The organism is Oscillibacter sp. PEA192, assembly GCF_003574015.1.
GTDB lineage: Bacteria > Bacillota > Clostridia > Oscillospirales > Oscillospiraceae > Oscillibacter > Oscillibacter welbionis.
Genome location: NZ_AP018532.1, coordinates 2,657,033 through 2,675,892 on the forward strand (window position 1 = coordinate 2,657,033; position 18,860 = coordinate 2,675,892).

Annotated in this window: 15 protein-coding genes; 5 read left to right on the plus strand and 10 right to left on the minus strand. The window is 63.0% G+C overall.

The genetic code is table 11. The features are described from left to right. Nucleotides 1–178 precede the first annotated feature (178 nt). From DN611_RS13225 to DN611_RS13235, 3 genes are all read right to left on the minus strand, one after another. A complete protein-coding gene (locus DN611_RS13225; protein ID WP_119311584.1) occupies nt 179–1,846 on the minus strand; it encodes a peptide ABC transporter substrate-binding protein in 1,668 nt (555 codons plus the stop codon). Nucleotides 1,847–2,105: 259 nt separating this feature from the next. Next, the gene (locus DN611_RS13230; RefSeq protein ID WP_119311585.1) at nt 2,106–3,260 is read right to left on the minus strand and encodes a DEAD/DEAH box helicase; all 1,155 of its coding nucleotides are present in this window, start codon (nt 3,258–3,260) and stop codon (nt 2,106–2,108) included. Nucleotides 3,261–3,279: 19 nt separating this feature from the next. Beyond that, entirely contained in the window at nt 3,280–4,002 is a 723-nt protein-coding gene (locus DN611_RS13235; protein ID WP_021748112.1) for an SdpI family protein, read from the minus strand. Nucleotides 4,003–4,368: 366 nt separating this feature from the next. On the opposite strand from DN611_RS13235, the gene DN611_RS13240 reads away from it, so the two are divergent. Continuing rightward, nucleotides 4,369–4,587, plus strand: a complete 219-nt coding sequence (locus DN611_RS13240; RefSeq protein WP_410763778.1) for a helix-turn-helix domain-containing protein — start codon at nt 4,369–4,371, stop codon at nt 4,585–4,587. Nucleotides 4,588–4,631: 44 nt separating this feature from the next. On the opposite strand, the gene DN611_RS13245 is transcribed toward DN611_RS13240, so the two are convergent. The 7 genes from DN611_RS13245 to glgB all read right to left on the minus strand — a co-directional run bounded on the left by DN611_RS13245 (nt 4,632) and on the right by glgB (nt 14,553). Further along, on the minus strand, nt 4,632–5,300 hold the full coding sequence (locus DN611_RS13245) for a hypothetical protein (RefSeq protein WP_119311586.1): 669 nt from the start codon (nt 5,298–5,300) through the stop codon (nt 4,632–4,634). Continuing rightward, complete coding sequence (locus DN611_RS13250) at nt 5,297–5,743, minus strand: RNA polymerase sigma factor (RefSeq protein ID WP_119311587.1); 447 nt, start codon at nt 5,741–5,743, stop codon at nt 5,297–5,299. The genes DN611_RS13245 and DN611_RS13250 overlap by 4 nt, the downstream gene beginning before the upstream one ends. Nucleotides 5,744–5,970: 227 nt before the next feature. Continuing rightward, complete coding sequence (locus tag DN611_RS13255) at nt 5,971–8,397, minus strand: glycogen/starch/alpha-glucan phosphorylase (RefSeq protein WP_021748117.1); 2,427 nt, start codon at nt 8,395–8,397, stop codon at nt 5,971–5,973. Between the two features lie 8 nt (nt 8,398–8,405). Next, a complete protein-coding gene (gene glgA / locus DN611_RS13260; RefSeq protein WP_119311588.1) occupies nt 8,406–10,196 on the minus strand; it encodes a glycogen synthase GlgA in 1,791 nt (596 codons plus the stop codon). Nucleotides 10,197–10,313: 117 nt separating this feature from the next. Then, nucleotides 10,314–11,429: a glucose-1-phosphate adenylyltransferase subunit GlgD gene (gene glgD / locus DN611_RS13265; protein ID WP_021748119.1), complete on the minus strand. Its 1,116-nt coding sequence runs from the start codon at nt 11,427–11,429 to the stop codon at nt 10,314–10,316. Next, nucleotides 11,426–12,634, minus strand: coding sequence for a glucose-1-phosphate adenylyltransferase (locus DN611_RS13270; protein ID WP_119311589.1), 1,209 nt, complete (start codon nt 12,632–12,634; stop codon nt 11,426–11,428). Before DN611_RS13270 ends, glgD begins: the two co-directional genes overlap by 4 nt. Then, nucleotides 12,631–14,553, minus strand: a complete 1,923-nt coding sequence (gene glgB / locus DN611_RS13275; RefSeq protein WP_119311590.1) for a 1,4-alpha-glucan branching protein GlgB — start codon at nt 14,551–14,553, stop codon at nt 12,631–12,633. The genes DN611_RS13270 and glgB overlap by 4 nt, the downstream gene beginning before the upstream one ends. Nucleotides 14,554–14,874: 321 nt before the next feature. On the opposite strand from glgB, the gene DN611_RS13280 reads away from it, so the two are divergent. The 4 genes from DN611_RS13280 to DN611_RS13295 all read left to right on the plus strand — a co-directional run bounded on the left by DN611_RS13280 (nt 14,875) and on the right by DN611_RS13295 (nt 18,737). Beyond that, complete coding sequence (locus DN611_RS13280; protein ID WP_021748123.1) at nt 14,875–15,231, plus strand: hypothetical protein; 357 nt, start codon at nt 14,875–14,877, stop codon at nt 15,229–15,231. A 113-nt stretch (nt 15,232–15,344) separates the two neighbouring features. Continuing rightward, complete coding sequence (locus DN611_RS13285) at nt 15,345–15,887, plus strand: stage V sporulation T C-terminal domain-containing protein (RefSeq protein WP_021748124.1); 543 nt, start codon at nt 15,345–15,347, stop codon at nt 15,885–15,887. A 110-nt stretch (nt 15,888–15,997) separates the two neighbouring features. Further along, on the plus strand, nt 15,998–17,422 hold the full coding sequence (locus DN611_RS13290; protein ID WP_119311591.1) for an alanine/glycine:cation symporter family protein: 1,425 nt from the start codon (nt 15,998–16,000) through the stop codon (nt 17,420–17,422). A gap of 193 nt (nt 17,423–17,615) precedes the next feature. Continuing rightward, nucleotides 17,616–18,737, plus strand: coding sequence for a CobW family GTP-binding protein (locus DN611_RS13295; RefSeq protein WP_119311592.1), 1,122 nt, complete (start codon nt 17,616–17,618; stop codon nt 18,735–18,737). The last annotated feature ends 123 nt before the right edge of the window (nt 18,738–18,860 follow it).

Genomic DNA, 18,860 nt, shown 5'->3' on the forward strand with positions numbered 1-18,860 from the left:
GCCGGTTGCAACGGCTTCCAGCCCGGATTTGTCAATTTTATCCCGCCGTCATATTTTGAGCCTGGCTGATGGGGCGCTTTGTCTATTTCAGCAGGTCTTATGTCTGCTATCAGCGGCACTGCGGCCCGCCGGGGGCACAAAAAAGACGGCGCCCTCAGGGCGCCGTCTCCGGCTCATCTCAGGCGGTCCTGCCAGCGGCTGCGAAGCTGAACCACCCCCGGGCGTCCCGCTGGACACCGGAGAAGCCGTCCCGCAGTGTCCAGCCCGTCACGCTGGTGTAGAGGGGCGCCGCGGCCCCCTCCTCTAGCAGCAGGGCCTCCGCATCGTGGAGGCAACCCATCCGGGCCTCCCCCTCCTCCGCGCCGGCGATGACCGACAGCAGGGTATCATAGGCGCTGTTGGCGTATTTACCCAGGTTCTCCGGCTTATCGGAGCCCCACTGCATCAAAAAGCACTCCGCATCGTTGCCCAAAGCCCGGATCTCCGTTCCTGCCAGGGTGAAGGTCCCCTCCTGCAGGGCGGTGTCCAGCTCTTCCCGGCTGACGCCGCGGGCCGTCACCTGGAGGCCCAGGGCGCTCTGCCAGGCGTCTACCAGCGCCTGGGCCACGGCGGCGCCGTTCCCCTCGTCCACGTAGAGATATTCCAGCTCCCCCAGGTCCCGGGCGTCGGCGTATCCGGCCTCCGCCAGCAGGCCGCGGGCCTCCTCCGCCAGCTCGTCCCGGTGCGCGGGGTCGTTGTCCAGCAGCACGCCGCCATCTGTACGGAAATCCTGCTCCCCGCTCCCCGGCACGCCGGGAGGGATCAGGCCCTCAGCGGCATACGCCGTGGCGCCCGCCGCCTCAGCAGCGGCAGAACGGTCCGCCGTCAGAGTCAGCGCCCGACGGACCCGGGCATCCATCAGCGTATCCTGCGCGCAGTTGAACACCACCGCCTGAACGCTCAGCTCCCGCGCCAGGGTCCGGCTCTCCGCCTCGATCAAGGCCGTCAGCTGCTCCGCCGGGAGGATGCCCAGGAAATCCACCTCCCCGGCGTCGTAGAGGTCCTGTCCCGCCTCTGCGGTCTCCGCAAATCGGAACGTCAGGGTCTGCGGCCCGGAGAAACTGTTGCGGTAGGTCTCGCTGGCCTCCAGGGTCAGCGCCTCACCAGCCTCATACCCGCTCACCTGATACGGCCCGTTGGTCACAAGGCCCGTAAGGTCGTTCCACCAAGGGGCCGCTGCTTCGGCGGTCTCCCCGTCAGCGGCAGCGGTCTCCTCCTGCAGCAAGTCCTGCCGCAGAGGCATGGTGGCGGGCGCAGTGCAGACCTCTGTCAAAAACCAGTCGAACTTTCCGTTCAGCACCACCACCAGGGTGCTGTCATCCTCCGCCGTCACCTGCAGCAGCGACACGTCGCCGGTCTCCCGCACGGCGTCGTAGCCTGCTACCACGGACAGCAGCGACGCGCTGGGGGAATCGTTGGCCGGATCGGCCAGCCGCTGCCAGGCAAAGACAAAGTCCCCGGCCCGGACCGCCCGGCCGTCGGACCACTCGGCCTTCCGCAGCTTGAAGGTCCAGGTCACGGTGCCGTCGGCATTCTCCTCCGTACTGACGCTCTTGGCTGCGCCGTTCGTCACCGTGGTCCCGCCGGAGCCGTCTCCTGTTTTCCGCATCAGATTTTCATACAGGTGGACCAGGACGGTCTGGTCCGCCGTCTCTGTGGCGTAGATGGGATCCAGCTCCTCCGGCGCGCCGCCCACGCAGACGGAGAGGGCCGGCCCCTCCCCGCTTCCGCCGCAGCCGGTCAGGCTGAGAGCCAGCAGCAGCGCCGCCGCCAAGAACAGCGCCCACCGGCGCTTCCAATTCTTCATATCATCGTTCCTCCCGCTCTGGAGTCTAAAACGGGCACCCCTACCGGGCACCCCTGCATATCAAAGGACCTGGTCTATTATAAAGATTATCAGGCAGCTTGTAAAGTTACGAGCCCTCAAAAAGTAACAAATAATTACAAAATTAAAAATTTATTCACAAATCACAGCAAGAACTCGAAAATGCCCTGTCTCCCAGCCGGAACCAGTGGCGTGAAAAGCGCCGGGCGCGGATTTCCGCGTCCGGCGTTCAAAGCCGTTTTTACGCTGTGGTCAGGCGGCCGTCCTCGTCGAACTTCACCGGAACGATCTCGTTCCGGGTCTTCTGGGCGATGTCGTCGATCCGCATCTTGGCAGGATAGTCGGAGATGAAAGTCACTGCCACGCCCTGCCGCCTGGCCCGGCCGGTCCGGCCGATCCGGTGGATGTAGTCCTGGTTTTCGTCCGGCACATCGCAGTTGAACACGATGTCCACATCATCCACGTCGATGCCACGGGCCGCCACGTCGGTGGAGACGAACACCCGCAACTCGCCCCGGCGGAACTTCTCCATCACCTGCTCCCGCTTCCGCTGGGGAATATCGCCGTGGATGCACTCCGCGTCGATGCCCCGCATCTGCAGGAACTTGGTGATCCGCTCTGTGGAGCCCTTGGTGTTGCAGAAGGCCATGCACCGGTCGAAACCCGTCTCGTTCAGAATCTTTTCAATGGCGTCTGCCTTACCGTCGTGGGGCACGTCCATGCGGAACTGCTTGATGTCCGGCTTGTTCTGCTCATCCTCCCGGACGGTAATCTCCGCCGCGTCCCGCTGGTACACCCAGGCGATGTCCATGACCTCCCGGGAGATAGTGGCGGAGAAGAGTCCCAGGTTCTTCCGCTTGTTCATCTTGTCCAGCAGGCGGGTCACGTCATGGATGAAGCCCATGTCCAGCATCCGGTCCGCCTCGTCCAGCACCACGGTCTGCGCCGTGTCCACCCGGACGGTGCGGCGCTTCATGTGGTCGGAAAGCCGTCCCGGCGTGGCCACCACGATCTGGGGGTGCTTCTTCAGCGTGTCGATCTGCCGGCCGATGGGGGCGCCGCCATAGAGGCACACCGTCCGCACGCCGGGCTTGAAGGCTGCCAGGTCCCGAATCTCGTCGGTGATCTGGATGGCCAGCTCCCGGGTGGGGGCCAGGATTACCGCCTGGACGCTCTCGTCCTCCGGGTCCACATGCTCCACGATGGGGATGCCGTAGGCAAAGGTCTTGCCGGTGCCGGTGGGGGCCTTGGCGATCACATCCTGCCAGTCCATCATAGGCGGGATGCAGCCTGCCTGGACCGGGGTGGACACCTCGATGTTGCGTTTTTCAATGGCGCGTATGATCTCCGGCGACAGGTGCAGGCTGTCGAACCGGACGCCTTCCGTAAATTCCATGGCTCTCTTCCTCTTTCGTTTATCCGTTGGCCTGGCCAGCGCGGCTGCGCCCGTAGATCATGGGCACTACCAGGACTACCAGTGCCAGCAGGGCTGAGAAGAACGTGGTCTCGCTGGTCACCATAGCGCCGGCGGCCACCACCAGGCCCGCCAGCATCCAAAGCCAGCCGGCAAACCGGTGGACCTCCTTCCACAACGGCGGATTGTTTACCGTAAAGGAGAACCGCAGGGCCAGCTTGGCATCCTCCGTGCAGTCGAACATGTGGGAGCCCAGCAGCATCAGCACCAGACCCAGAATGCAGGGCGTGTAGAAGTTCAGACTTAGCCCCTGGCCGGAAGTCTCCAAAATGGCGCCGCTGCAGAACAGCAGGGAAATGGTTGGAAAGCCCCAGCGCCCCATGAGCCGGTTAAACGCCGGTGGGATCTTCATCCGCTTTTGATACTGCAGCAGCATGAACTGCGCGACAGCCTCCAGCAGGCACATCAAACCGGGCAGGAGGAGCGCCACCGCCCACCGGGGCAGGGAGTCATCCTGGCCGCCGGGGCCGATCAGGCCGGTCTCCACAATCTCCGGGATCCGGTCCCACATCCGCACGCCCAGGATCATTGGCAGGGCGCAGGCCGTCAGCGTCACGATCAGCAGCGCCCGCTGCTTTTCCGGCGACAGGTGCTTTCCAAATATCTCAGCCCCCCGGATTTCCAGGTCGCGGGGCAGGGCCTCTCTCTTTTTTCGGTTGCTCATAGTCAGCCGGGTCCTCCTTCTGGGGTCCGCAGGCAGATCGCTCTGCCGTCAAAATTTTTCTTTTCTCCGGGCTTCCTATGGACTGCGCCGGGGGAAACGGGTATTATTATATATGGAAAATACGCTTTTGTAAAGCACTGTCAAGGAAAACGCCCGTCCAGGCGGAGCAGCCCCGCCCGGCCGCTCCTTGCTCTCCCGGAGAAAAGCAGTCCCGGAATATGTTCGCATTTCCCCGCATTCCTCCGTTTTTTGAGTAAATTTGTCTTATAATTGTAGTAAAATTTTGTATTGTGCCCCGTAAGATTCACAAATTTTATGGTACATTGTAAGAACCAGAAAGCTCCAGAGCGGATACGGAGGTGCCACGTGAACGGCGGAATGGATTATGTACGCATTTTGCGGGACCTGCGGGAAGATGCTGACAAGACCCAGACCCAGATCGCTGAGGTGCTCGGAACATCCCAGACGATGTACGCCCGCTATGAGCGCGGGGCCAACGAGCTTCCGATCCATCATCTGATCACGTTGAGCAAATACTACGGGGTCAGTACGGACTACCTGCTGGGTCTCAGCAAGGAACGCTGAAACGCGGACAGGGAGAGCTCCCTGTCCGCGTTTTTCAGGTTTCTTCAATTTGCCGGGGCAATCTCCTGTGCTTTTGCCTCGACCACGCTGCTCTCGTCGGCATCGGGCAGGTCCGCGGTAAAGTGATCTGCTGCCTGCCCGGTCATGGTGCCGGAAAACTCTGTAAGCCCGTTGTCGCCGCTGACAGTCTCATAGCTGGTGCCGTCCCCGTTGTCCTGGGACACAGTCCACCGGTCCAGGTCGCCAGTGACGTCAATGGTGACGGTCCGGGTCTCCCGGCTGCCGTCCTCATGCACCACATCCATATCGTAGGCGTAGTGATAGGCACCCGCGGTCTCCATGGCCTCGGTGATGTCAATCTCCTCACCCTGAGCGTGGAGGATCAGCCGGCCGTTCTCCTTGGTGACCGGCTCCCCGGCCGCCACGGTGACATACACCTCGTTGCCCTGGTTATCCTGGGCCAGGTACTGATTTCCGGATGTCCAGACGATGGTGAACTGCCGGAAGAACTCCCCGTCCGTGGCCACGTTCACTGCCCCGGCGGTGACGGCCAGCGCCATCACCATGGCAGCGGCAATGGCCGCGCCCCGCAGGACCCGGGGCATCCGCTTTCTGTGCTTCATCTCCTGCATTTTCTGAAAAACCTCCTGTTTGGCTTGGTCGGAGGCACGGAGATGGGAAAAGGTCTCCTGGTACAGTCTCTTGTCGATCATGACTCTGCCTCCTGTAAGATCAGTTTCAGCTTCCCCCTGGCCCGCATGAGCCAGGTCTGCACGGTGGACGGATTGGCCCCCATGGCCGCCGCGATCTCCTGTACGGAGCAGTCTTCGTAGTAGTAGAGATACACCGCGGCCCGGTATTTGGGCGGCAGGCCCATCACGTGCTGGTAGAGCTCACTCTGCTGCGGCGTGTCGAACACCGGCTCCCCGGCCTCCTCCAGAGGCCCGGTCCGCCTGCGCCACGGAGAGCGGAGCAGCTTCTTGCTCTCGTTCACCGCCACCCGGACGACCCAGTACCGCTCATGCTCCGGCGACCGGAAGGGCTTTCGCTCCAGATAGAGCTTCAGCAGCGTCTCCTGCATCACGTCCTCCGCGTCGGCGCGGTTTTTCAAATAGCTGTATGCCAGCCGGAACACGGTGTCGCCATAGCGCTCCACCGCCCCCCTCGAATGCCGCGTCTGTCAATCTCATCACACCTTGCTGTTGGGATGGGCGGCAGCGCCGCCCGGAAAGGCCTTTCTATCGGGAATATCCCTCACTGGGGTGAAATATCTCACCCAGTCCGAAAGTTTTTCAAAAATCATGCGTCCCGCGCAGGAGCGGGATCTCGAAAACCGGAAACGGCTGAGCCGTTTCCGGTTTTCTGCGTTTTTCTCAGATCGGATCACTTGTGGGGCACGTGCCAGATGTTGTCGGCATACTCCGCCACAGCCCGGTCGGCGGCGAACACGCCACTGCGGGCGATGTTGTGCAGGCTCATGCGATTCCAGGCCGTCTGGTCCCGATAGGTCTCCGCCATGCGCTTTTCCGCCTGGCAGTATGCCTGGAAGTCCGCCAGCAAAAAGTACTCGTCCGCGGGGCTGCCCCCGGCGCCGAACAGCAGCCGCTGGTACAGGTCGTCGTACCGGACACCGTCCCGGAAGCCGGTCCGCAGCGCGTCCAGGCACCGGTGAAGCACCGGGTCCCGGTTGTACAGCCGCTGGGGCACATAGCCTTCCCGCTTCAGCTGCTCCACCTCGTCGGCCCGCAGGCCAAAGAGGAACATGTTCTCGTCCCCCAGCAGGTCGTGCATCTCCACGTTGGCACCGTCCAGGGTGCCAACGGTCAGGGCGCCGTTCATCATGAACTTCATGTTGCCGGTGCCGCTGGCCTCCTTGCCGGCGGTGGAGATCTGCTGGCTCACCTCGCTGGCGGGCATCAGCTGCTCCGCCAGGGAGACCCGGTAGTTCTCCAGAAACACCACCTGCAGCTTATCGCGGCAGATAGGGTCGTGGTCGATCTGATCCGCCAGGGAGTTGATGAGGCGGATGATCCGCTTGGCCACTGCATACCCCGGCGCCGCCTTGGCGCCGAACAGGAACGTGTGGGGCTGCGTGATGGCGTTGGGGTCGTCCTGGAGCTTCTGGTACAATGCGATGATGTGCAGCACGTTCAAAAGCTGCCGCTTATACTCGTGGAGCCGCTTCACCTGAACGTCGAAGATGGCGTCCGGGTTCAGCTCCACGCCCCGGGTCTTCTTGGCATGGGCGGCGAAGGCCGCCTTGTTGGCCCGCTTGATGGCACCCAGCCTCTCCAGAACAGAGGCGTCATCGGCATAGTCATCCAGCTTTTTCAGGGCCTGGGGGTGCAGCAGATAGTCGTCCCCGCCGGTCAGGTCCCGGATCAAGCCGTCCAGTCCGGGGTTGATCTCACTGAGCCAGCGGCGGTGGTCAATGCCGTTGGTGACGTTCCGGAATTTCCAGGGCTCCATGCCGTAGGCGTCCCTGAAAACGTCCTTTTTCAGGATCTCGGAGTGTAGGCCGCTGACGCCGTTGACCGCCATGCCGCCGGCGATGCAGAGGTTGGCCATGCGGACCTGACCGCCCCAGACGATGGCCATTTTCTCCGTCTTCTTGGGGTCGTGGTAGAAGTCCTCCACCTTCTTCTGCCAGCGGCGGGAGATCTCCAGGATAATCTGCCACACCCGGGGCAGCAGGAATTCCACCAGGCTCTGGGGCCAGCGTTCCAGCGCCTCCGAAAGGACCGTGTGGTTGGTGTAGGCCACGGATCTCGTGGTGATGTCCCACGCCTCATCCCAGTCCATGCCGGCGTCGTCGATCAGGATCCGCATCAGCTCCGGGATCACCAGGGCCGGGTGGGTGTCGTTGATCTGGATGACGTTCTTCTCATGGAAGTTCTTCATGGTGCCGTACAGTTCGGTGTGCTTGGCGGCGATGGACTGGAGGGTGGCGGACACGAAGAAGTACTGCTGTTTCAGCCGCAGAGACTTGCCCTCCAGATGATTGTCCTCCGGATAGAGGACCTTGGCAATGGTCTCTGCCATGGCCTCGTCCTCCGCGGCCTTCAGGTACTCGCCCCGGGAGAACAGGGACATATCCACCGGCTGGGTGGACCGGGCGTCCCACAGCCGCAGGACATTCACATGCTCCGTGCCGTAGCCGGCGATCTCCATGTCGCAGGGCACGGCCTGGACCACCGTGGCGTCCTCATTGACGATGTGCAGGTGGCCGTTGTCCCAGAACTCCCGCACGGTGCCGCCGAAGCGGACCTCCTGGGTCTCCGCGGGCTTTGGCATCAGCCAGGCCGCGCCCAGGTCCTTCCAGTTGTCCGGCAGCTCTACCTGCTGGCCCTCCACGATCTTCTGCTTGAAGATGCCCAGCTCGTAGCAGATGGAATAGCCGGTGGCCGGGATCTCCAGCGTAGTCATGGAGTCTAGATAGCAGGCGGCCAGGCGGCCCAGGCCGCCGTTGCCCAGGGCGGCGTCCGGCTCGATCTCAAAGATGTCGGCCGCCTTGAAGCCCAGGTGCTCCAGCGCCTCCCGCAGCTGGGGCAGCAGCCCTAGGTTATAGGCATTCTTCATCAGGCTGCGGCCCATCAGAAACTCCAGAGACAGGTAGTGCACCTGCCGGGCATGCTGCTGGCGGGCCTTCTGACGGGTCTCCACCTCCCGCAGAGCCATCATGTCCCGCAGGACCAGGGCGCTGGCCCGCATCATCTCTCCATCCGTTGCCTCCGCCGCCGTCTTTCCGAAGCTGACCATCAGCTTGGCGGTGAGGGCGTTCTCCAGGGTCTGTGTGGTAATTGGTGTCATGCGTCTCCTTACTCCGCCGGCTCCTGTTTCCCGGCGGTCCCCTTCTTGGGTTTGGTCTCTTTCTTGGCAGGCGTCCTCCTGCCGCTTTTGGCGGCCGTCTTTTTGGCGGCCGGTTTCTTGGCTGCCGTCCGCTTTCTGGCGGCAGGCTTCTTCTCCGGTGCGGCCGGAGCGGCCTCCTCAGCCGCCGGCTCGGCGGACGATTGTGCCGCTTCCGCGGTCGGCTGCGGAGCAGGTTCGTCAGATGCGGGCTCCGCCGCTTCCGCGGGGGCGGTCTCTTCCGCGGGGGCGGTCTCTTCCGCGGGAGCGGATTCCTCCGCCGGGGCGGACTCTTCTGTCCGGACGGGCTCCTCCGCAGGGGGCCAAGGCTGGCCGGTGACGGTGCTGTAAATGTGCAGGTACTCCCCCGCGCTCCGGGCCCAGCTGAAATCGCAGGCCATAGCCCGCGCCCGCAGCCGGGCGAAGGCGTCGGGATAGTCCTTGTAAAGATACACCGCCTCCCGGATCACATACAGCATATCACTGCCGGCGTAATTTGCAAAGGTAAATCCGTTGCCGGCGTCCCTCCAGGACTCGTACGGGCTGACGGTGTCCTTCAGTCCGCCGGTCTCCCGGACGATGGGCACGGTGCCGTACCGCATGGCGATCATCTGACTCAAGCCGCAGGGCTCGCTCTTGGAGGGCATCAGGAACAGATCCGCGCCTGCATAGATGGCCATGGACAGCTCCTCGTTGTAGTCCAGGCGCACGGCCATGCGGCCGGAATACTGCTGGGCTGCCCACTGGAAGAACTCCTCGTACTTCCGGTCCCCCTTGCCCAGGATCACCATCTGCAGGGGCAGCTCCATCATGTCGTGGAGCACCTCGCACACCAGATCCAGGCCCTTGTGGGACACCAGGCGGCTGACGATGCCCACGATGGGAACGTAGGGCTCCTGCCGCAGGCCCATGAGCTTCTGCAGCTCCGCCTTGTCCGCCTGCTTGCCCGCCATGTCCGCCGCGCTGTAATTGACGGCGATGTGGGGATCCGCGGCGGGGTCATACCGCTTCACGTCGATGCCGTTCAGCACGCCGGAGAGCTTGTAGCCGCAACGGCGCATGATGCCGTCCAGCCGGTGGGCGAAGTAGGGCATCTTCAGCTCGTTGGCGTAAGTAGGAGAGACGGCGTTGACGGCGTCGGCGCACAAAATGGCGCCCTTCAGCAGGTTCACGTCCCCGTCCATCAGAATGGTGCCGTCATCCGCCCAGCCGTGGTCCAGGCCGAACAGGTCCCCCAGGGTCTGGCGGCCGTAGCGGCCCTGGTACTCAATATTATGAATGGAGAGCACGGTCCGGATACTCCGGAACCGCTCCTCCCGCACGCTGTCGTCCTTCAGATAGATGGGCACCAGGGCGGTCTGCCAGTCGTTGCAGTGGATGACCTCCGGCCAGAACCTCAGGTGGGGCAGCATCCGCACCACGGCCCGGGAGAAAAATCCGAACCGCTCGCCGTCGTCCATGTAGCCGTACAACTCCGGACGCCGGAAATACTGCTCGTTGTCCAGGAAGTACCAGGTGACGCCGTCCCGTTCCATGGAGAACAGCCCGCAGTAGCTGTGGCGCCAGGCCAGGTCCACATAGTCGTAGCATTCAAAATGCAGCTGGTCGCTGAATTTCTCCTTCACCTTCTGGTACAGGGGCAGCACCACCGCCACATCCGCGCCCTGGGCCGCCAGCGCCGCAGGCAGGGAGCCCGCCACATCCGCAAGGCCTCCGGTTTTGCAGAACGGAACCGCCTCGCTGGCCGCATATAAAATCTTCATAGTCCTCTCCTTTCACGCTCATGCGCCCCGCCCTCCGGCAGGGTCAGGGACCGGCGGGACTCCGTCAGCCGGAGCCCCGCCCGTCTATTCGCCGTCCTGGAAGCCTTCCTCCCGCACTCACACCTGACTGCCCTTGGCCAGCACGATGGGATACGAGCTGTGTCCCATCAGCGTCCGGTCCGGCAGGATTTCTACATTTTTATCCGCGATCAGATGGGACACCGCCGCGCCCCGGCGCACCGCCGTCTCCTTGAAGAGCACGCAGTTGCGCACCACAGCGCCGGCCTCCACCACCACGCCGGGGAAGAGGATGGAGTTCTCCACCACGCCCTCGATGTTGCAGCCGTCTGCGATCAGGGAGTTCTCGCAGTAGCCGTCGGGTCCGATGTAGGCGGAGGACTTGTCAGTGGCCTTGGCCCGGATGGGCCGCTCGGCACAGAACAGCTCCGCCCGGATGGCCGGGTCCAGCAGCTGCATACTGCGGTCGTAATACTCCTGTACAGAGCGGATCTGCGCCGCGAAGCCGCCCCAGATGTATCCCTGGAGCTTCAGGCTGTCCTTCCGGGCCTGGAGCACGTCCCGCCGCAGGCTGTACTGATCCCGGGTGGCGCACTCGTCCACCAGATCCAGCAGCAGCCTGGTGGAGAGGATGTACACTTCCAGCCCCCGGTAGCCCCTGGGCCGGTGGAGGTGATACAACACATCCGTGACGCGGCCGGTGCCGTCCAGCTCAAAATAGGTGCCGTTCTCCGTCTCAAAGCTGTCGTTGCCGCAGACTACGGTGATGTCCGCGCCGGACTTGATGTGCTGGTCATAGATGTCGGACAGGGGCAGGTTCACCACCAGGTCGCCGTCCATAAGCACCACATAGTCCCGGCGGATCTCCTCCAGATAGGAGCGGACGCCCGCCAGGGCCTCCATCTTGCCCCGGAAGACCGCCGCCTCGCCCCAGTGCTGCTTGTATGCAAAGGGGGGCAGGATCTTCAAGCCGCCCCGCTTGCGGGACAGGTCCCAGTCCTTGCCGGTGCCCAAGTGGTCCAGCAGGCTCTGATAATGGCCGTGAAGCACCACACCCACGTCCGTGACACCGGCGTTCACCAGGTTGGACAGGGCGAAGTCCACCGCCCGGTACCTCCCGCCGAAGGGGATGGACGACGCGGAGCGGATCTCCCCCAGCTCCCGCAGGTCATTGCGCTTTTCATAGGAAAAGATGATCCCGTGCATGCCGTTCATCTGGACACCTCCTCGCCGTTCTTGTTCAGCATCACGCCGGGGCGCACCCGCTTCTCATCCTCCAGGACGCAGCCCGGCGCCAGCACCGTCAGGCCCCAGGGATCCGGCGCCGTCTCCTCCGGCGTGCCGCCCAGGCAGCAGTTGCGGCCGATGCGGCAGCCCTCGCCCAGGATAGCGTATTCCACCACGGCGCCGGGCTCCACGGTCACCCCGGGGAACAGGACGGAGTAGGACACCCGGGCCCCCTCCCCCACGGTGACATTGGGAGCCAGGACGGAGTTCTCCACCGTCCCCTCCAGATCGCTGCCCCGGTTGAAGGCACTGTGGCTGATCTGGCAGCGGCGGCCCAAAAAGGCCGGCGGCGCGTTGACGGACCGGGCGTAAATGGGCCAGGACTCGTCCAGCAGGTCCAGGCCCGACTCCGGGGAGAGCATATCCATGTTGGCGTCCCACAGGGACTCCAGCGTCCCCACGTCCTTCCAGTAACCGCTGAAGCGGTAGGCGGCCATCCGTTCTCCATCCCCCAGCATGGCGGGGATCACATTTTTGCCGAAGTCATTTTCGGAGTTGGGGTTGGCCTCGTCAGCCTCCAGATACCGCCGCAGGGTCTTCCAGGTGAAGACGTAGATGCCCATGGACGCTAGATTGCTCTTGGGCTCCTTGGGCTTCTCTGCGAACTCCGTGATGAGGTCGTTCTCGTCCACGCTCATGATGCCGAAGCGGGACGCCTCCGACCACGGCACCTCCATGACGGAGATCGTGCAGGCGGCGCCCACGGCCTTATGGCGCTCCACCATCTTGGAGTAATCCATCTTGTAGATGTGGTCGCCGGAGAGGATCACCACATACTCCGGGTCATACAGGTTGATGAACCCGATGTTCTGATAGATGGCGTTGGCGGTGCCCTTGTACCAGGTGCCGCCCTTGCTGCCCATGTAGGGCGGCAGGATGTGGACGCCGCCGGTGGACCCGTCCAGGTCCCAAGGCACGCCGCTGCCGATGTAGCTGTTCAACTCCAGGGGCCGGTACTGGGTCAGCACGCCCACGGTGTCGATGCCGGAATTGGTGCAGTTGGACAGGGGAAAGTCGATGATGCGGTATTTCCCGCCGAAGGGCACGGCGGGCTTGGCCATGTCGCCGGTGAGGACGTACAGGCGGCTGCCCTGGCCGCCGGCCAGCAGCATGGCGATGCACTCTTTTTTCATGTCTTTTCCAACTCCTTTGCCTGTTGTTTCTTCCTGGGTCTGGGGAACGTCCCCTCGCCCCGCAGGAACACCGCACCGAAGGCCGGGATCCGGATGGCGGCGGAGCATTCCTTTCCATGGGAGGGCACGGCCTCCACCATCACCGCCTCAGAATCGCCGAAACCGTCGCCGCCGTATGCGGGGTCATCGGTATTGAACACGGGCACATACCGCCTGTAGGGCGGCACGCCCATCCGATAGTTCGTATAGGTGTTGGGCGAGAAGTTCACCGCGCACATAAGGTCGCGGCCCTTCTTGTCCCTGCGCAGAAACACCACCACGTTGTTGTGGTTGTCGTCCGGCACCAGCCATTCAAAGCCCGCCCAGTCGAAGTCGACCTCCCACAAAGCCGCCGTCTTTTTATAAAAGGCGTTGATCTCCCGGAAGAACTTCCGGAGCTTCTGATTCTCTGGTCGGTCCAGCAGGTACCAGTCCAGCTGCCCGTCGGAGTCCCACTCGTGCCACTGGCCGATCTCCGCCCCCATAAACAGCAGCTTCTTCCCCGGGTGGGCCAGGAGATAGGCGTAGAAGCCTCTCAGGCACCGCAGCTGGTTGTCGTAGTCCCCGGGCATCTTCCCCACGATGGACCCCTTCATGTGGACCACCTCATCGTGGGAGATGGGCAGCACAAAGTTCTCAGAAAAGGCATACATCATGGAGAAGGTGATGTCCTTGTGGTTGTACTGGCGGAAATAGGGATCCAGCTTCAAATAGTGGCACATGTCGTTCATCCAGCCCATGTTCCACTTCAGATTGAAGCCCAATCCCCCCACGTCCGGCGGGCGGGTCACCAGGGGCCAGGCGGTGGACTCCTCGGCGATCATCAGCACGCTTGGGTCCGTCTGGAAGGCCATGGTGTTCAGCTCCCGCAGAAACTCGATGGCCTCCAGGTTCTCGTGTCCACCGTACTGATTGGGGGTCCAGGCTCCGCCCTGGCGGTCGTAGTCCAGGTACAGCATGGAGGCCACCGCGTCCACCCGCAGGCCGTCGATGTGGTACTCTTCCAGCCAGAAGCGGGCGGAGGAGAAGAGAAAGCTCTTCACCTCGGGCCGGCCGTAGTCGAAGACCCGGGTGCCCCAGGCGGCGTGCTCCCGCTTGTTGGGATCGCTGTACTCATAGCAGTAGGTGCCGTCGAATTCGTAGAGGCCCTGAGCGTCCTTGCAGAAGTGGGAGGGCACCCAGTCCAGCAGCACCAGGATGCCGTTTTTATGCATGTGGTTCACGAACCACATGAAGTCCTTGGGCGTGCCGAACCGGGAGGTTGGGGCGAAGTACCCGGTGCACTGGTAGCCCCAGGAGTCGTCCAGGGGGTGCTCCGTCACCGGCAGCAGTTCGATGGCGGTGTAGCCCATATCCTTCACATAGGCGGCCAGATCCTTCGCCAGGTCCTTGTAGTCGATGAAGTCCCCGTTTCCCCGCTTTTTCCAGGAGCCCAGATGGACCTCATAGATATTCAGCGGTGATGTATAGACCGGGTGCTTGGCCTTCTTCTCCCGGAAAGCGCCGTCCGTCCACTTGAATCCGCTGATGTCATACAGCTTGCTGGCTGTCGCCGGCCGGGTCTCTGTGTGGAAGCCGTAGGGGTCCGCCTTCTGGCGGACCTGGCCGTCCGCCCCCCGCACCGCATATTTATAGGAAGTATAGACCGGCAGGTCCGGCAGAAAGCCCTCCCAGATCTCGCCCTTACGGGCGAGGGGGGCCGCTCCCTCCTCCCAGTCGTTGAAGTCGCCCACGACGGACACCGCCTCCGCATGGGGGGCCCAGACCCGGAACGTCCAGCCATCTCTGCCCCGCTTTTTGGCAGGGTGGGCGCCGAACCAGCGCCAGCCGTCCGTCATCGTCCCCTGGTGGAAACGGTCCGCCTGTCCTTGTTTTGCCATGGCAGCAGCTCCTCTCCCCGCCGCGGAGTATCCCCGGCAGGCTCGTCATTCTTAGAGTAAAGCGTTTGCGCGGAATCTGGATATGCATATAATTGTTTATATTATACTTCCTGGGAAAAATACCGTCAAGGATGGTCCTGTCGAAAAAGGGCGGCACAAGTTGGTGGGATTTCCCAGTTTTTTCCCGTATTTTCACAAGAATGTTTGGTGCTTTTTGTGGGATTGGTCAGGATTTTTCCCGGAACTTTCCGCTTTTTAATCTCGTCTGAACAGAGGAAAAATTTTCCGCCCGTGTTGGGCGGAACGGAAAGGAAGAATCCCATGAAATCCCGCTCTCTGTTCTGTGCGGCACTGGCCGTGCTGCTGCTCCTGCTCTCCGCCTGCGGTCATCCGGCACCAGAGGCCAGCGGAGCCGCAGCGGAAGGGCTCTCCGCCACGGACACCATCACGCCGGAGGAAGGCGTCGCCATTCTGGAAAAGCAACTGGGCGCAGTGGACGAGGCCACCGGCAATGTGATGTCCTACGGCTACGAAGGGCCGCTTACTCTGGACGGAGTGGACTATTACAACTACCGGGTCTCCTGGCTGGTGGACGGCGATCACCTGTCCTATCTCACCAACTATCTGGTATCCACCGACGGGCTGGTGGTCCAGGAGTACCTGCCGGAGACGGATTGATTGCCAAATGAAACCACCCGCCGGGCCTGCATAGCCAAACAAATCCTGCGGATACTAGCTTTTGCCAAGCAGAATCATCCTGAAAAATCTGAAAGACAAAAGGAGTTTTCGATATGAAGGCAACTGGAATCGTGCGGCGGATCGACGACCTGGGCCGGGTGGTAATCCCCAAGGAGATCCGGCGCACCATGCGGATCCGGGAGGGCGATCCATTGGAAATCTACACCAGCCGCGAGGGTGAGGTCATCTTCAAGAAATACTCGCTGCTGGGCGGTGTGGAGGACTTCGCCGCGGAGCTCTGCGAGACCATGAGCCGGTCCACCGGCAGCGTCTGCGCCGTCACGGACCGGGACACGGTCATCGCCGTGGCGGGCGGCAGCAAGCGGGAGCTTATGGGCAAGCGGATCACCCCGGAGCTGGAGCAGATCATGGAGAGTCGGAAAATCTACCAGTACACCGGCGAGGGCCAGCCCCTCCAGGTGACGGAGGGCATCGACAGCCTGCTGACCACCGTGGCGGCCCCCATCCTGGCGGAGGGCGACCTGCTGGGCCTGGTGCTGTTCATCTCCAGCGATCCCGCTGCCGTCACCGGCGACACCGAGTACAAGCTGGCCCAGACCATCGCCGCCTTTCTGGGCCGGCACATGGAGAGCTGAATCCTCTCTCCCGCGCGGACGCCTGTACAGGCGTCCGCGTTTTTGATGGCATGAAATGCCGGAAAGACGCTATGCTGGAAGTATCCCCCAATTCGGAAGGAGCTGCTTCCATGACAGTTTCAGAGTGGATCGCGTATGTGGACCAGCGGGTCTGGGGCCCGGGAATGCTGGTGCTGCTGATGGGCACCGGCGTCTTCCTCACCCTGCGCACCCGCTTTCTCCCCTGGCGGAACCTGGGCTGGGCGCTGAAAAGTGTTCTCGGCCGTGACTCCCGCGCCAAGGCAGGCGGGGCCGGCGATGTGTCCCCCTTCTCCGCCCTGATGACCACGCTGGCCGCCACCATCGGTACCGGAAACATCGTGGGCGTGGCCACGGCCTTGGTGGCGGGCGGCCCCGGCGCCTTGGTGTGGATGGAGATCTCCGCCCTCTTCGGCCTTTCCTCCAAGTGCGCGGAGTGCCTGCTGGCCGTCAAGTACCGCCAGCGGGACGCCGGCGGCGAAATGCGCGGCGGCCCCATGTATACCATGTGCGCCGCCCTGCGGTGGAAGCGGCTGGGAGGTGCCCTGGCCTTTCTCTTCGCCCTCTTCACAGTTCTGGCCTCCCTGGGCATGGGGGACATGGCCCAGGCCAATTCCATCGCCGGGGCGCTGGCCGACAGCTTCTCCGTTCCGGCCCGGACCACCGGGGTGGCAGTGGCTCTGCTGGCTCTCGTGGTCATTCTGGGCGGTATCCGGCGGATTGCCGGAGTCTGCTCCGTGGTGGTGCCCCTCATGGCGGTCCTTTACCTGCTGGCGGGCACCGCAGTGCTGCTGGGGCATCTGTCCGCTCTGCCCGGAGCCGTGGCAGAGATGTTCCGCCTGGCCTTCTCTCCCGCCGCCGCTGCGGGTGGCGCGGCGGGGACTATGACCGCCTCCGCCCTGAACGCCGCTCGCTGGGGCATTGCCAGAGGCTGCTTTTCCCACGAGGCGGGCATGGGCTCCGCCGCCATCCCTGCTGCCTCCGCCGCCACAGACAGCCCCGCCCGCCAGGGGTATGTGAACATGACCGGCGTATTCTTCGACACCACAGTGATCTGCACAGTCACGGGCCTGTGCATCTGCGCCTCCGGCGTGCTGGGGACTGCCGACGCTTCCGGCGGGCAGGTAAACGGCGTGGCCCTCACCGCCCTGGCCTTTAAGACCGTGCTGGGCCCCCTGGGGGGGCTGCTGGTCTCCCTGGGGATCGTGCTGTTCGCCTTCTCCACCATCCTGGGATGGGAGTTCTGCGGGGAAACGGCCTTTGCATTTCTCTTCGGCCGCCGGGCCATCCCTCTCTATCGAATTCTCTTCGCCCTGGCGGCCTTTCTGGGCGCCACTCAGAGCCTGGAGGTGGTATGGAATCTCTCCGACATCTTCAACGCCCTGATGGCAGTGCCCAACCTGATCTCCCTGCTCCTCCTCTCCGGCACCGCCGCCCGGGAGCTGGAGGCCTTCCAGCCGGAGATCCGCCGCGGGCGGAGACTCCGGCAGAGGCGGGCCGTCCGGCGGGCACTCTGAGTCCGCTTTCTTCAGGTGCCACCGACGGGGGCCGCCTGCCCCTGCCGGCATGTCCGGGACCGTGTGCAGGTCCGTCTCCCCATTCGGATGGGAAATGGCGGAATTCGTGAATTTTTTTCTGGAGGAGTTGCTTTTTTCCAGTTTGATGGTAAGATAAAGTACGGTAAAAATTTTAAACAAAGGACTTGATACCATGACCAAAATTGATATTGTCTCCGGCTTCCTTGGCGCCGGCAAGACCACTCTTATCAAAAAGTTGCTGGCGGAGGCCTTTCCCGGCGAAAAGCTGGTGCTGATCGAGAACGAGTTCGGCGAGATCAGCATTGACGGCGGCTTTCTGAAGGAGTCCGGCGTGCAGATCAGCGAGATGTCCGCCGGGTGCATCTGCTGCTCCCTGGTGGGGGACTTCCACAAGGCGTTGAAGGACGTGCAGGCTCAGTTCCACCCGGACCGCATCCTCATCGAGCCCTCCGGCGTGGGCAAGCTGTCCGACGTGATCGTGGCGGTGCAGAACACCGCCGATGAGACCGACGACATGAAGCTGAACAGCTTCGTCACCGTGGCGGACGCCACCAAGGTGAAGGTCTACATGAAGAACTTCGGCGAGTTCTACAACAACCAGATCGAGGCCGCCGGCACCATCATCCTCTCCCGGACCCAGAAGATGAGCCAGGAGAAGCTGGAGGCCGCCGTGGCCATGCTGCGGGAGAAGAACGCCGACGCCGCCATCCTCACCACCCCCTGGGACCAGCTGGACGGCAAGACCATCCTGGCGGCCATTGAAAAGGTGTCCCTGGCGGACGAGCTGCTGGGGAAGATGCGCGCCGAGCACGCCGCCGATGAGGCGGAGCACGAGCATGCGCATCACCACCATGACCACGAGCATGCGCATGAGGAGCACGAACACCATCACGATCATGACCATCACGACCACGAGGAGCATGACCACCATCACGATCACGATGAACACGCGCATCACCATGACCACGACCACGAGTGCGACGATCCCAACTGCTCCTGCCACCACCATCACCACCACGCCGACGAGGTGTTCACCTCCTGGGGCAAAGAGACCCCCAAGGTGTTTGCCCAGGCGGACATTGAGCGGATCCTCACGGCCCTGGACTCCGGCGACTACGGCAAGATCCTGCGGGCCAAGGGCATCGTGAACGGCGAGGGCGGCAAGTGGATCGAGTTCGACTTCGTCCCCGAGGAGCATGAGGTCCGGGCAGGCCATCCCGACTACACCGGCCGGCTGTGTGTCATCGGCGCCGAGCTGCAGGAGGACAAGCTCTCCCAGCTCTTCGGTCTGTGAACTCTTTTCTTGAAAGACTGTAACCACACTTGATATTGCTGCACAAAATCAAGTGGAGTCCGTCCCCGAAGTAGGGAAAAGAGCCAAAAGAGCTTCAGCGCGCCGCGGTGGCCGGTGTGAGGG